This is a genomic window from Streptomyces mangrovisoli, from assembly GCF_000974985.2.
GTDB lineage: Bacteria > Actinomycetota > Actinomycetes > Streptomycetales > Streptomycetaceae > Streptomyces > Streptomyces mangrovisoli.
This window is the reverse complement of sequence record NZ_LAVA02000009.1, coordinates 1-14,411: the sequence shown is the minus strand read 5'-3', so window position 1 is coordinate 14,411 and position 14,411 is coordinate 1. Positions and strand designations below refer to the sequence as shown.

The 14,411-nt window shown below is 74.7% G+C and carries 12 protein-coding genes; 8 read left to right on the top strand and 4 right to left on the bottom strand.

Features of this window, described 5'->3' with window-relative positions:
• The first annotated feature begins 75 nt into the window (after positions 1–75).
• From WN71_RS04210 to WN71_RS39525, 3 genes are all read left to right on the top strand, one after another.
• Positions 76–1,041, top strand: coding sequence for a DUF1152 domain-containing protein (locus tag WN71_RS04210; RefSeq protein WP_046589995.1), 966 nt, complete (start codon positions 76–78; stop codon positions 1,039–1,041).
• A 200-nt stretch (positions 1,042–1,241) separates the two neighbouring features.
• A complete protein-coding gene (locus tag WN71_RS04205; RefSeq protein ID WP_046589996.1) occupies positions 1,242–1,919 on the top strand; it encodes a molybdopterin-dependent oxidoreductase in 678 nt (225 codons plus the stop codon).
• A 95-nt stretch (positions 1,920–2,014) separates the two neighbouring features.
• Complete coding sequence (locus WN71_RS39525; protein WP_052743152.1) at positions 2,015–4,660, top strand: glycoside hydrolase family 5 protein; 2,646 nt, start codon at positions 2,015–2,017, stop codon at positions 4,658–4,660.
• 153 nt (positions 4,661–4,813) lie between these two features.
• Here WN71_RS39525 and WN71_RS04195 read toward each other — a convergent pair whose 3' ends face one another.
• From WN71_RS04195 to WN71_RS04185, 3 genes are all read right to left on the bottom strand, one after another.
• Positions 4,814–5,641 (bottom strand): hypothetical protein, encoded by an 828-nt coding sequence (locus WN71_RS04195; protein ID WP_143074797.1) that lies wholly within the window; start codon positions 5,639–5,641, stop codon positions 4,814–4,816.
• Between the two features lie 254 nt (positions 5,642–5,895).
• Complete coding sequence (locus tag WN71_RS04190; protein ID WP_240529556.1) at positions 5,896–7,182, bottom strand: DUF2306 domain-containing protein; 1,287 nt, start codon at positions 7,180–7,182, stop codon at positions 5,896–5,898.
• Between the two features lie 112 nt (positions 7,183–7,294).
• Positions 7,295–7,816 carry a PadR family transcriptional regulator gene (locus WN71_RS04185; RefSeq protein ID WP_046589998.1) on the bottom strand — a complete coding sequence of 174 codons (522 nt, stop codon included), beginning with the start codon at positions 7,814–7,816 and terminating at the stop codon, positions 7,295–7,297.
• A gap of 190 nt (positions 7,817–8,006) precedes the next feature.
• Between WN71_RS04185 and WN71_RS04180 the strand changes: the two genes are divergently transcribed.
• From WN71_RS04180 to WN71_RS04160, 5 genes are all read left to right on the top strand, one after another.
• Positions 8,007–8,828, top strand: coding sequence for a tetratricopeptide repeat protein (locus WN71_RS04180; protein ID WP_046589999.1), 822 nt, complete (start codon positions 8,007–8,009; stop codon positions 8,826–8,828).
• Between the two features lie 123 nt (positions 8,829–8,951).
• A complete protein-coding gene (locus tag WN71_RS04175; protein ID WP_046590000.1) occupies positions 8,952–9,722 on the top strand; it encodes a class I SAM-dependent DNA methyltransferase in 771 nt (256 codons plus the stop codon).
• Positions 9,723–10,116: 394 nt separating this feature from the next.
• A complete protein-coding gene (locus WN71_RS04170) occupies positions 10,117–11,475 on the top strand; it encodes a hypothetical protein (RefSeq protein WP_063777727.1) in 1,359 nt (452 codons plus the stop codon).
• 190 nt (positions 11,476–11,665) lie between these two features.
• Positions 11,666–12,004: a YkvA family protein gene (locus tag WN71_RS04165; RefSeq protein ID WP_046590001.1), complete on the top strand. Its 339-nt coding sequence runs from the start codon at positions 11,666–11,668 to the stop codon at positions 12,002–12,004.
• A gap of 19 nt (positions 12,005–12,023) precedes the next feature.
• Positions 12,024–12,707, top strand: coding sequence for a 2-phosphosulfolactate phosphatase (locus WN71_RS04160; protein WP_046590002.1), 684 nt, complete (start codon positions 12,024–12,026; stop codon positions 12,705–12,707).
• Positions 12,708–12,776: 69 nt separating this feature from the next.
• Here the strand turns inward: WN71_RS04160 and WN71_RS42525 are convergent, their stop codons facing one another.
• Positions 12,777–14,069 (bottom strand): hypothetical protein, encoded by a 1,293-nt coding sequence (locus WN71_RS42525; RefSeq protein ID WP_240529555.1) that lies wholly within the window; start codon positions 14,067–14,069, stop codon positions 12,777–12,779.
• Positions 14,070–14,411: the final 342 nt, after the last annotated feature.

Below are 14,411 nucleotides of genomic sequence, written 5' to 3'. Positions count from 1 at the left end.
CCTCGGGCCTCCTGCCCCCGGTCCGGGGCCGGGGTCGACTCCCCCGTCCGGCCCCGCACTTGCTAGCGTCACCCGGTGTTCTCACTCCATGAACCCGCCCTCTTCACCCGTCTCCGTGACGCGCGGCGGGTTCTCGTCGCGGGGGCGGGGGGTGGGTTCGATGTCTATGCGGGGCTGCCGCTCGCGCTGGCGCTGCGCGCGGCGGGCAAGGAAGTGCACCTCGCGAACCTCTCCTTCGCCGACCTCTACGCCCTCGACCTCGACGCCTGGGTGGCGCCGGACGTGGCGGCCGTAGGACCGGACACCGTCGCGCGCGGGGACTACTTCCCGGAGCGGACCCTCGCCCGCTGGCTCGAGCGGCGGCAACTGCCCGCCACCGTCTACGCGTTCCCGCTCACCGGCGTCCAGCCGCTGCGCGCCGCCTACCGGTCGCTGATCGAGCACCTGGGCGGCGTCGACGCCGTCGTCCTCGTGGACGGCGGGACCGACATCCTCATGCGCGGCGACGAACACGGCCTGGGCACGCCCGAGGAGGACATGGCGAGCCTCGCCGCCGTCGACGGCCTGGACGAGGTGGCGCAGCGGCTCGTCGTCTGCCTCGGCTTCGGCGTGGACGCCCACCACGGGGTCAGCCACTCGCTCGTACTGGAGAACCTGGCCGCGCTGGACCGCGAGGGCGCCTACCTCGGCGCGTTCTCCCTGCCCAGGGAGAGCCGCGAGGGCGCGCTCTACCTGGACGCGGTGGCCGACGCCCAGCGGCACACACCGGACCACCCGAGCATCGTCCACGGCTCCGTGGCGGCGGCCGTACGCGGCGAGTTCGGCGACGTGCGGTTCACCGAACGCACCCGCGGCAGCGAGCTGTTCGTGAACCCGTTGATGGCCCTGTGCTTCTGCGTCGACGCCGTGGCCCTCGCCCGCCGCAACCTCTACCTCGACCGGCTGGAGCGCACGGCGCTGATGCGTCAGATCAGCACGGTGATAGTGGAGTTCCGCGAGACCCTGCCCCGCCAACGGGCCCCGCGCGCCTTCCCGCACTGAGCGTCGCGGGCGACGCCGCCGGCCGTGGGCCGGCTCCAGGGCGGTGGCCTCCGACGCCGTGATCGCCTCGCCCGGCAGGACGTACGCAAGACGGTACGCAAGACGTACGCAGGACGGCCGCGGGGCGGCGCGAGGAGCCGGCGCTTACCCTGCAACAGGACGGCAGGACGACGTGAAGGGCAGGGAGAGGGTGGCAGTCCGTGGATGACGCATCGTCCCCCCGCGCCGGAGTCCGTGGGCGCATCCCGCCCGGGCAGCGCCACGTGGCGGGCTGGCCCGTCTCTCACTACGGCCCGGTCCCGCGCTTCCGCCCCGAACGCTGGAACCTGCGCGTCTTCGGCGCCACCGCCTCCGGCGGGACGCGGGAGTGGAAGTTCGACGACCTCGCGGCCCTGCCGCGCGTCACGGTCGTCGCCGACCTGCGCTGCGCGAGCGGCCCCACCTCCACCGACCACGAGTGGTACGGCATCCCCGCCGCCACCGTCCTGGACCTGGCCCCGCCCGCTCCGGGGGTCACCCATGTCATGGCCTGGGCCGAGTACGGCTACTCCGCCAACCTCCGCCTGAGCGACTTCGCCGCGGAGGGGACCCTGATGGCCACCCACCACAACGGCGAGCCGCTCACCGCCGAACACGGCTTCCCGCTGCGCCTGGTCGTCCCCCACCTGTACGGCTACAAAAGCCCCAAATGGCTGCGCGGCATCGAGTACATGACGGCCGACCGGCGCGGCTTCTGGGAGGAACGCGGCTACCACAACCTCGCCGACCCCTGGAAGCAGCAGCGCTACTCGTACCAGGAGGACGAGGCGGACGAGGCGGACGAGGCAGACACGGCGGACGCGGCGGACGAGGGCCAACTCGGCCCGTCCGCCCCCTAGTCGGGGGAGCGAGCCCCGCGCGCGTGCCACCGCCGGAGAAATCCGCCCCGACCAGGCCTTCGCAAAACCTTCACATTGCTCTATCTTCTGCGTTCATGCCCCTCACCGATGATCACCGCGGCAGCCGTCTGCTCGCGCGCACGGCCTCCCTCACCACAGCGGCCGTACTCGCGGCACTGTGTGCTGCCCTCGGCTATGTCGACGGGACCGGGCTGTTCGCTCCCGAGAACTGGCTGGACGCGGGTCTCGTGCCCGGCAACGCCACCAGCCCCGCGTGGGCCACGGTGATGTTCCTGCCCCTGCTGCTCGGCGGCAGCGCGCTCGCCGTCCATCGGCTGGTGCGCGCCGCGGCACCCGGGGCGAGGGCGCGCTGGATCTTCTGCGCGGTCTGGTCGACCCTGGTCCTGGTGGCGTTCCTCGCGAAGCTCGCCTACAGCGGCCTGCTGCTGGCGGTCGCCGGAACGAGCGGCCTGCATCTGTTCTCGACGGCCGGTTCGCTGCTCGCCGAGTGCGGTCTGACCGGCGCGAAGTACGCCGCGTTCGGGCCGCTGGTCGCGGGCGCGGCGGCGACGGCGTACCGGATCGGCGTATGGCGGCTGCGCGCCGGGCACGCCCCCCAGGAAGCGGACACGGGCACCGCCGGCGGGCAGGACGCGGGGCAGGACGCGGGGGCACGACAGCACGCGGGCACCGGGCAGGACGACGCGGACGGTGCGGGGCTGAACACCGGTGCCGGCCGTGTCGGTGGGTTCCTGTGGCTGCCGGCCGGCGCCGCCGTGGCGCTCCACGCGGGTGGCGGCGCGTTCGCCTGGGCGTCCGGCCCGATACCGGGCGGCTCCGGGGTGGCGACCCTGGTCGCGGGCGTGGTGGGACTGTGCGCCGGTGCGGTGCTCTGGCGCCGGGTGGTGTCGCCGGTCCTGCCCCGCGCGGGCCTGGGGGTGACCCTGTGGTCGCTCGCGTCCACGCTGACCGTGGCGGGCATCCTCGGGTTCGTGCCGCTGTGGGTGCTCGACGGCTGTCTGAACGGCTTCGGCGGGGCGCTGTTCCCGGTCGCGTCGGTGCTGATGCGGATCGCCGAGGGTGTCGGCGCGGGCGTCTGCGCCGGCGCCGTGGCCGTGCCCTGGGCGGCGGAGCGGGCCTGGCGGCGCCGGACCGAGGTGTCGGCCGAGCGCGTCGGCCTCGCCCGTGCCGCCGGGTGGGCGCCGCCGGTCGCGATCGCGGCCGTACTGGCCCTCGCGGTCGGCAACGTGACCCCGGCGACGGTGGCGACGGCGGTGGCCTCCACCGACGCCTCGCGGCAGGCCGCGAGCCGCGACCGCGACGGGCTGCTGCCGCTGACCGTGCTGCGCGGCCAGGGGCGCTCGCCGGTGATCGGCGACAGCGCGGGCCGGCAGGTGCTGCTGCGCGGCGTGAACGTCAACCAGCTCATCGACTACGGGCAGCCCGACCCGGCCAAGCAGACGGTGTGGCCGCTGAAGGACTCCGACTACGCCCAGATGGCGCGGTACGGCTTCGACGTCCAGCGCCTCGCCCTGTCGTGGTCGGCGCTGGAGCCGCAGCGGGGCGTGTTCGACAAGGCGTACCTGGCCCGGGTGCGTACCGCGGTCGACCAGGCCGCCGCGCACGGCATCTACACGGTCCTGGACATGCACCAGGACACCTACTCGAAGTACGTCAGCGCGGCGCAGGGGACGCGGTGCCGGGCCGGGGCGACGCCCGAGTTCGGCAACGACGGCGCCCCGGAGTGGGCGACGCGCACCGACGGCGCGAAGGCCTGCGGCTTCCAGGGCCGCGACCTCTCGCCCAACGTGCAGCAGGCGTTCACCAACCTCTACGCCGACACCGACGGCATCGGCACCGAGTTCGCCCGCGCCTGGGGCCGCCTCGCCAAGGAGTTCGCGGACGATCCCGCCGTCGCGGGCTACGACCTCCTCAACGAGCCCGGACCGGGCAACTCCCCCGGCGTCACGTCCTCCCTGCTGCTCGGGCGCCTCTACCAGCAGGCGATCACCTCGATCCGGGCGGCGGAGTCGCGGGTCTCCGGCGGCAACCACCACCTCGTGTTCTTCGAGCCGTCGATCCTCTGGTCGGGGCTGGGCTTCGACACCACCCCGCCGGTCGGGTTCGCCGACGACCCGCTGCTGGTCTTCTCGCCGCACCTGTACAGCGAGTCGATCACCATGGACCAGGGCCTGGGCACCACCCTGACCTCGATCGAGCAGGGGTACACCGCCGCCGAGCGCACCGCCCGCGCGTACGGGGTGCCGCTGTGGTCGGGCGAGTGGGGCTGGTTCGGGAAGGCGGACGACTTCCGCTCGCGGTTCGACCGCTACCTGGAGCGGCAGAACACCGACCTGCTGGGCTCGGCGATCTGGGTGTGGAAGAAGGCCTGCGGTGATCCGCAGAACGACCCCGCGGCCGCCGACTCGGGTGGCGGCGTGGTCCTGTACACCTGCCCGGACGGCAAGCCCCTGGCGAGCCCTGCCTTCGAGACCACGGCACTGTCCCAGGCGTACCCGCGCAGCGCCCCCGGACGCCTGACCTCGCTCCGCTCCTCCGCCACCACCCGGAACCTGCGTCTTACGGGCACGGGGACGGGCACCCTGGACGTGTGGGTCCCCGGCACGGACCGCCCGGCGGCGACGGGCAGCGGCGTCACCGGCATCCGGCTGACCGCACGGGCGGGCGGCTGGCGCCTCACGGCGACGACCTCCGGCCACTACACCCTGCAGGTGGCATGACCGCGGGTCCGTCAGGGCCGGTCGCATCCCCCCGGGGCAACGGTTCGGCAGCGCCCCGAAAGGGGCGCGGGGAACTGCGCGACCCAGCCACCACGGACCCGCGGAAGGGCGCGGCGCGCAGCAGGTGTGCCCACGGCTTCACAGCGGCCGCGTCTACGGCTTCGCGGCGGCCGTTCCCCGCGCCAGCAGCAGGCGGCCGCTGACGCCCGTGACCAGCAGCCCCCCGACCATGCAGACGAGGCTCAGGCCGGGGCCCGAGGACCAGTTGACGTGGGCCGCCCGTGCGGCCAGCACGACCGCCGCGGCGATCGCGGTGCCGAGCAGCGCGGTCGTGGCGGTGCGGGTGCGGCCTAGATCGTCCTCGGTGAGCGCGCCCAGTACGCCGACGCCGAGGGCGAGCGCCCACACGCCGAGGGCCTGCGCGTCGGTGCGGCCGACCGGCCAGGGAACGAAGTCCGCCCAGAAGCCGGGGCGGACCAGCAGTCCGGTGCCGATGCCCAGCCACGCCGAACCGAGCACCGCGAGCGACGGCTTGGACCAGGCGGGCAGCGGGGCCGTCCGCTCCGGCGCGGGTCCCGACGGGGTCAGGTGGAGCAGGGCGACGGCGATCACGGCCCACACGCTCAGCACGCCCAGGGTGAACAACCAGCCCACGCTGAACAGGACGTTCATGACCGGGCCGCCCTCGGCCATGTAGAGCCGGCCCGCGTCGAGCAGGGTCACCGCGAACAGGCCGACGACGACGGTCACCAACGAGTAGGCGAGCGTGCGCACTTCGTGCCAGTGGCGGGCCTGGCCGAACGCGAACAGGCCGGGCGCCGTGCCGAGCATGGCCGCGCCGACCAGGCCCTGGCTCAGCGGCTCGGGGGACGGCCAGGCGCCGAAGACATGGCCGGTCACGGCGACGAGGGCCAGCGCGCCGCCGACACAGATGTTGATCACCGCCACGGCCGTGGCCAGCAGCGCCAAGCTCGCCGTCAACGGCCGTACGGCGGGCGCCGCTTGCACCCGAGGGGCCGCGGCGGACGCGGGAGGCGCGACAGCGGGGGCGGGAGCGGGAGCGGGGGACGTCGCAACGGGCTCGACAGGCGCGGCGGCGGGCGCGGTTGCCGTCGGTTCGGAGGACAGGTCGGACGCGTCGGGCATGACTGTTCCGTTTCCGTGGGCGGGCCGGTGGTGTTCTGTCGGCGGTCCGGCCGTGCTCCGCGCACCGGCCGGTTGCGGTGGTACGACGCTCAGCCGGCGGGGGCGGGACTCTGCGGCTCCGGGATCGCCACGACCACGCCGTCGCCCCCGACCACGCCTTCGCCCTCGACCGAGCCTTCGCCCCCGTCCCCGCCCCCGTCCCCGGCCTGCGCAGGGAACTGTGCCTGCACCGAACCCTGAACGGGCGCCGCCCGCTTGAGCACCTCACGGGCGTACAGCACCCGCAGGCTCACCAGGCCGGTGGCGGCGAAGGCGAGGACTCCGCAGCCGACGGAGACCCCGGCGGCCAGCGCGGTGTGCCGGTCCAGGTGGAGGGAGCGGGCGAGGACCGGGGCCGCGGCGGCGGACAGCACCGGCGCCAGCAGCAGTGCGGCCAGGTGCAGCCGCCACTCCTCCCGCGCCCAGGGGCGGTTCTCGCGGCCCGCGCGCCACGCCCGCTGCGCCGTCACCGCGTAGACGACGGCGTACGGCAGCAGGTAGCCGATCAGCAGGCGGTGGCCCGTGGCGCCCCAGCCGGCGAAGGAGCGGACGATCCAGGCGAGCGCGAGCGCCCCGGCCAGGTGGGCGGCGGCCAGGACGGGCCAGGGTGCCCAGGAGCCCGTCACCCCCGCGACGCGGCGGCGCCGGTCGCGGGCCCGGGAGGCGACCAGCGCGCCGAAGGCGACGAGGGACCCGAGGTGCATGATCGCCACCTGGTTGATCTGCGCCATCGACAGGCCCGGCATGAGCATCGGCAGGGCGCCCCACTCCAGTCGGAGCAGGGGCGCGGTCAGCAGGAAGCCGTAGGCGAGGAGCATCCAGCGCTGGTGCAGGTCCGGGAGGCGGCCGACGGCGGCGAGGACGCCGAACGTCACGCTCATCACCGTGCCGACGAGGATGGTGGCGAGCACGATCCAGAAGGCCGCGCCGCTGAAGGCGTCCTCCGGCGCGGTCCGGGCCAGATAGACCCCGGCGCCGGCCATGGAGACGTAGACCGTGACGGCGAAGACCACGCCGAGGATCCGGTGCAGCCGGGTCCGTCCCCGTGCGACGGTGAGGAGCTGGCCGGGGCCGAGCAGCATCAGCGCGCCGCCCAGCACCGAGTGGACGATCATCGGCAGGAGGCTGTGCCGGTAGGGCGCGATGCGGGTCGCGAGGGCGTCGGCCATGTAGCGCGGCGAGACGACGTGGGCCAGGACCCACTCGCCGAACGCGGGTGCGCCGGGGTGGGCGTAGGGCCACAGCTCGGTCATCGCGATCGGCGCGTAGACCACGCACACGATCGTCACCGTGGTCATGGCGACCCGGCGCACGGTGCTGCTCGACGGACGGTGCACGGCGACTCCCTGCGGCTGACCGACCGGCGGGACCGCCGATGGTCTCGTCTGGACAGTCTCTTTTGGACTATCGAGACGGTAGGCGCGGGCCGCTGCCGCGTCAACGGTCCGGTCAGTCCCGTTCGTCGCGGTGCTGCACCCACTGCCAGAAGTCGACCATCATGCGCTCGTAGCGGATACCGAACTCCAGCGCCTCACGCTGCCCCGAGGTGAGCAACTCACCTACGCTGCGGGCGAGTTCCTCGTAGTCCGCGAGGGTCTTCTCGTGCTCGCCGAGCTGCACCGGCGCGAGCACCTCGGGGTGGCCACCGAACCAGAGCTTCAGGATGCCGCGCTCACGGGCCTCGACCGGCACGAACTCGGGGTCGTCCAGCCACTCGCGCAGCGCCGCGCGGCCGTCCCGCGTCAGCGCCAGCACCCGGCGGTTGCGGCCGCTCTCCTGGCGCACCTGGGTCAGCAGGCCCGCCTCCAGGAGCCGGTCGCACTGCGCGTACACCTGCGCGTGCGGCACCGACCAGAACGGCGCGACGGTGCGCGCCGCCTCGGTCTTCACGTCGTACGGACTCGCCTCTCCGAGCTTGTCGATGACGCCGAGGACGAGGAAGGAGGCGGTGGTCAACCGAACGTGTGCCATGAGCCGACGGTATCGCCACCGGCCGGGGCGCGGAGATCGTCCCCGGACGGCCGCGGGCCCGTACGGTCCCCTCGCGTGAGGGTCGTTCGGGTACGGCCGGGACAGGTACGACCCGTTGGCGTGAAGGGCGTTCGCCACGGTACGACCCGTTCGCGTGAAGGCCGTTCGCGTACGGCCGTAGACTCCCGCCATGCCCCTCTTCCGGTCCCGTTCCCGCCGCGTACCCGCCAGCGCGTTGGCACAACTCGCCGAGGCCAGCGCCCTGTTCAAGGTCGGCCGGTTCGCCGACGCCGAGAACGAGGCCCGCAGGGTCGCCGCGATGCAACCGGAGCGCCACAACCACTACGCGCCGATGGCCCTGAGCGTCGCCGCCATGGCGATGGGCGCACAGGGGCGGCACGACGAGGCGGTCACCGCGTACGACGAACTGCTCCCGGTCTTCGGCAGGATCTACGGCGCCGAGCACTGGCTGACGCTCAAGCTGCGCTCGGACCGCGCCCAGACCCTGGCCGCGCTCGGCCGGTACGTCGAGTGCGAGGCGGAGTGCGGGGCCGTCTTCCGCACGGCCGCCCGCACCTCCGGGGAGCAGGCACCCCTGCTCGTGGCATCCGCGCGCAACGGACTGATCTTCGCCGTCAACGGGCAGGGCCGGCACCAGGAAGCCGAGCGCCTCGCGCGCGAGGCGCTCGCCGAGCATGAGACGCCGGACCGGTTCCGTCTCGTGCTGCTGCTCGGGCTCGCCCGCGCCCTCAACGGCCAGGGCCGCCACGAGGAGGCCCTCGCCGAGGTGGCCCGGATCCGGGAGCTGCCCTCGGCCGAGCAGCACGTCGCGCAGACCGGAGCGACCGAGATCGCCGAGGCCACGGCCCTGGCGGGGCTCGGCCGGACCGACGAGGCGCGGGCCGGCGCGCAAGGCGCGTACGACACCTGCCTCGCCGCCCTCGGGCCGGGGCACGCCCGCACGGCCGAGGCCCGGGAGCTGGTGGAGCGACTCGGCGGCGTACGGCACTGATCGCGCCTCGTCCTCCCGCTCCCCCGCGCGGCGCCGGGCGTTCCCCGGGCCGAATGATCACCGTGCGTTCCCGGGCCGAATAATCAGGGGCGTCGGGGCCCGGTCCGGGATACGGTCCCCGGCGTGGACGCAGACGGTTACTTCGGGGAAGCGGTCGCGGCGACGTACGACGATCCGTCGAGCGACATGTTCGACGCCGGTACGGTCGGGGCCACCGTGGACTTCCTGGCCGCGCGCGCAGGGGACGGCGGGGCGCCGGAGGGCGGCGGCAGGACGCTGGAGCTGGGGATCGGCACCGGCCGGATCGCGCTGCCGCTCGCGCGTCGCGGCGTGCCGGTGCACGGCATCGACCTGTCACGGGCGATGACCGACCGGCTGCGGGCCAAGCCGGGCGGCGACGCGATCGACGTGCACATCGGCGACTTCGCGTCGACGCGGGTGCCGGGGTCGTTCTCCCTTGTCTATCTGGTCTTCAACACGATCATGAACCTGACCACGCAGGACGCCCAGGTCGACTGCTTCCGCAACGCGGCGGCGCACCTGGCGCCCGGGGGCCGGTTCGTCGTCGAGGTCGCGGTCCCCGAACTGCGCAAGCTGCCGGCCGGGCAGACCCTCGTGCCCTTCCGCGCCGAGCCGACCCGCTGGGCCTTCGACCGCTACGACCTCGCCACCCAGCAGATGAGCTCGAACTACGTCGAGGTCGTCGACGGCCGCGGCGAGTACCGCTCGATCCCCTTCCGCTACGTCTGGCCCGCCGAGCTCGATCTGATGGCGCGGCTGGCCGGGCTGCGGCTGAGCGAGCGGTGGGAGGGCTGGAAGCGCGAGCCGTTCACCGGCGACAGCGGACGGCATGTGTCGGTGTGGGAGAAGCCTCGGGCGCCTGCGGAGGGGTGAGGTGCGCCACGCGCCGGTCCGGGGGACCGCGGCGCGCGCCGCGACCGGGCCGGGCGGGGCGACCGGGCCAGGCAGGCTGGGCCGGGCAGGCTGGGCCGGGCAGGCTGGGCCGGGGGCGAACGGGGCCCGCCCCGATGCGGATGGTGGGCCGGCCCCGTTCACCCACCTCCATTGTGGGACGCGTCGCATCGGCGAGTACATCGGTGCGCGGCGGGCACGTGATGTGCGTCTGGCACACCCCGTGCGAGGCGCGCGCCTCCCGTGTGCGCCTGCCGTACGACCCGGCGCCGACCCAGGTCGGCGGCGTGTCGATCACCCCCGCCGGACGCGCGAGCTTCGGCGGAGGTGATACTGGGAAGCCGATCCGATCCGGTCCCCATCAGCTGATTGGCCTATGTCGAACTCGCCCACCGAACGCCCCACGCTCCCCCGTACCGTCTGGTCGGCCCGTGGCCGCCACGTCGGGCCCGTCGCCCCCGCCCCGGAGTACGTCCTGCGGGAGAACCTGCGGCAGCTGAAGGAGAGCGGGGTCCTCGACGATTTCACCGAGCCCCACCACGACGGCGCCGACCCTGACGGCGAGGTCGCGCCGGAGCGGATCTTCGAGGCCCGCTGGCGCGTCGCCGACGGTGTCACCGTGCGCGCCCGGCTCACGCTGACCCCGCCGGACGGCCGTGACCCCGGACACGCGTGGCTGCTGGTCGCGGAGGCCGAGCGGCCCTGGGACGAGCGGTGGCCGTCCCCGGCGACCATGTTCTGGCCCGACACCCCGGTCTCGGCCGAGCCCGCCGACACCTCCGACGCGGCCTGGGACCACCACCACGTCCTCCCCGAACTGCGCTACCGCTCGGTCAACGCGCTGCCCGCCGACGACAAGGACATGCGGCGGATGTTCAAGAGCTGCGCGCGGGAGGGCTGGGGCATCCACGTCGTCGTGCACGAGGCGATGACCCCGGACGCGCGCGGCCGGCTGCCGCTGACCCGGCTGCTGCCGCCCGAGCTGCGCCACCGGGTGATCGAGCACCGGGCCACCCCCCATCAACTGCGCGCCGTCAACTGGGCGTTGAAGGACCTCGGGGTGGAAGTCCCGCGCGGCGGTGCCGTGGTGCTGCCCGCGTCCCCCGCGCCCATCGGCTACGACGCACAGGAGTTCTCCGTCCGCAGCGTGTTCCTGGAGGGCGGCGCGGAACCCACCGAACTCTTCGACGCCGTACGCAGGTACGCCGATCTGCCGAAGCCGCCGCCGCAGGGCGCGGAGGAGGCGCTCACGGACCTGCGCGAGAACTGGACCTTGCTGACCCTCCAGGAGGAGCTGGCGCGGGAGCGGCGGCTGGTGGCGAAGTACCGCGAGGCGCTGGAGGCGATGACGACCTCCCGCGACCTGTACCGGGAGGCAGCCGAGCGGGCGAACGAGGCGCTGGCCGCCTTCCGTGAGGGCGCGGTGCCCGCCCCGGCGGCGCCGGAGCCCGAGCCCGACGCGCCCGCGGCCTCCCCGTTCCAGCAGATCAGCCGCCGGTGGGAACGGTTCAGGGACACCGCGAAGGCGTTGCGGCCCGCGACCGAGACGCCCCGCCCGCCGGAGACCGCCCAACTCCCGGAGACCGCCCGGCTCCCCGAGACCGCGGGCCTCCCCGACGCCCCCGGTCTGCCGGAGACCCCCGGCGCCCCCGGTCTCCCGGAGGTCCCCGGCGTGCCCGAGAGCCGCAAGACCTCCGACGCCGCCGCCGAGACTCCGGCGGACCGGGTCGAGTAGGTCACATCGATCCCTCCACAGCGGACCGGGTCGAGCAGGTCACCTCGATCCCTCCACAATGGATGGACCCGGCGGCTCTACGGCGGCCAGGAGCGGGAAAGCGGAAAGGGGAGGGCGCCGGAGCCCCCCGGCCGGCCGTCCCGTCCGCCCGTGACGACCCTCAGCCGTTCACCGACCGCCGGAGGCCCCCGTGAACACCACCGAGACCGTGCTCGTCATCGCCGCAGCGTTCGCGGCGGTCCTGCTCGGCCTGGCGGTCACCGTGCTGGTACGGCTGGTGCGCACCCGGCGCGATCTGCGCCGCGCCGGCCTCCCGACCGGCCCCCGCTGGGTCTTCTGGGGCGCGGTCGCCTATCTGATCCTGCCGACGGATCTGCTGCCCGACCCCGTCTACCTCGACGACATCGGGGTCCTGCTTCTCGCGCTGCGGTCGATGCGCAAGAACGGTGCCGGGTTGTACGGCCGGGCGGCCAGGGAGGCGCTCACCCCGTCGTCGCTCAGGACCCGTGACGCGGACCGGCTCTCCTGACCCACGGCACACTGGGGTCATGCGACCCACCTTCACCGGCATCGGCCGGCTGTCCCCACCGCCCGACGTGGCGGTGGTCGTCGACGTCATGCGGGCGTTCACCGTCGCCGCCTGGGCCTTCCGGCTCGGCGCGGAGCGCATCGTGTTCGCCGAAACCCTGGACGAGGCGCTGGAGTTGAAGGGGCGCAACGCCGACTGGCTGGCCTTCCAGGACGGGCCGCCGGTCGAGGGCTTCGATCTCGCCAACTCCCCCGCCCGGCTGCGGGACATGGACGTGGCGGGCCGCACGATCGTGCAGAAGACCACCGCCGGCACGACCGGGGCGCTGGCGGCCGGGGACGCGAGGCTGCTGCTCTGCGCGAGCTTCGCGGTCGCCGGGGCCACCGCCGAACTGCTGCGGGCCCGGCGGCCGGAGGCGGTCACCTTCGTCGTCACCGGGGACGGCGGACGGGCCGAGGAGGACCTGGCCTGCGCGCAGTACATCGCCGAACTCGCCATCGCGGGCCATGCCGACCCGGCGCCGTACCTGGGCCGGGCCCGGCGGTCCGACGGCGCGGCGCGGCTCGCGGAGGGCGTGCGGCGCGGCGACGCGGGCATCGACGCCGACGATGCCGAAGTCTGCCTGGCCGCCGACGCGTTCCCGTTCGCGATGGCGGCCGCATGGGAACACGGCCGGCTGGTGCTGCGGCCCGTACGGCACTGAGGGAGGCCCCGTCCCCGCCGACGACGCGGCGGGGACAGGAGCCTCGGCGCCGGACGGGGCCCGGTCGCGTCAGCCGTGGCGGCGCGGGTTCTCCGCCGGCAGGGCGACGAACAGCGCCGTCAGGCAGGCGAGTCCCGCCAGTACGGCCAGGAGTCCGGCGAGCCACGCGGGCGCGAGGGTGAGGTCCAGCGCCTCGGACAGGGCGGGCGAGGCGAGACGCCCTTCCACCGCCTGCGCGGCGGCGAGCGCGCCGGTCACGACGACCGCGACCGCGCACAGCGCCGCCGCGGGACGCAGCGCGAGCCCGAGGGCCAGCAGGACGCACACGGTCGAGGCCGCCAGTATCGCGGACAGGGCGCCGACGTCGGCGGTGTCCCAGTGGCGCGGAACGTGGGCGGCGGCGCACAGGAGGAGGAGTGCGGCCGCGGTCCTGGCCGGCCACCGAGAGGGCCCGTGACCGGTGGGTTCCCGGCTCTCCCGCGCGGGTGCCGCGCGGCCGCGGCGCGACCGTACGTCCACCGCCGCCACGGTCGCGGCACGTTCCCGTCCACCAGGGTCCCCGGCACCGCGGTCCCGTCCACCGGGGTGCCGGGCATCGCGGTCCCGTCCACCGGGGTCCCGGCCGTCGCGGTCCCGTCCACCACGGTCCCGTCCCCCTCCGGTTCGTCCACGGCGGTCGAGTCCCCCGCCGGTCCGCCCCTCGCGGATACGCCACCTGCCGCTCCGTCCACCACGGCCGAGCCCCCCGCCGTCCGGTCCCCCACGATCTCGTCCCCCGTGGCCTCCTCCGCCACGATCGCCTCCCCCGCCATCGCCATCGCCGTCGCCCGGCGGTGAATCGCCGTCCTCGTCGGGCGGTTCGAGGAGCCCCGGCAGCAACCCGCCGCCGTCCGGGGCCGCTTCGTCCGGCGCCGACGCGGGCAGGTCGCGGCGGTCCGCGCGCTCCACGCTCAACCGGCCGATCAGCTCGACCAGTTCCTCGACGGGCCGGCCCACCGCAGCGGCGCGTACGGCGGCCTGTTCGCAGTGCGGCTCCACCGAGCCCCGGTGCAGCAGCGCCATCAGACGGGTCACGTCCTCCACGGGGCGGCACTGCGCCGCGGCGCGGATCGCCTCGTCGGCGCTGTCGGCCTGCCGCGGGGGTGCGGTGAGCAGGGTGACGAGGCGGGACACGTCCTCGACCGTCCGGCCCAGGCCGGCCGCGCGCAGGGCCTCGACGGCGGTCCTGGCATGTTCCGGAGAGCGTTCCAACAGGGTGATGAGCTGGGCGACTTCGTCCAGGGGGCGATCGGCCACGGCGGCCAGGACCAGCTCTTCCAGCGGGTCGCCGTGGGCGGGCGGACGTTCTTCTTCGAGTGTCACGGAAGCGGGCGACGGCCGGGTCGCGGTGGGGCGGGGCGGCGCGCCGGTGACGGGGACATTGTCGGCGGGGTGGGACATCGCGGGCGGGAGGGGCCCGGGTGACGACGAGCGGGAGGTCATGCTGAGCTTTCCATGCGAGGGGTCCGCGACCGCACCTGCGCCCCCGAATGAGCGGCGAGCGGCGTTACGCGACCATTACGAGGGTCGGTTCGCACGGTTCGCCACCCGGCCGCGGCACAGGGGTGAATCCCCCACCCACCGCCGGGATCTCCGCCCGGCCGACCAGCAACGCCGACGCCCACCCGGCCCGCCACCGGCACCCATCGACACCCGCCGTGCGCC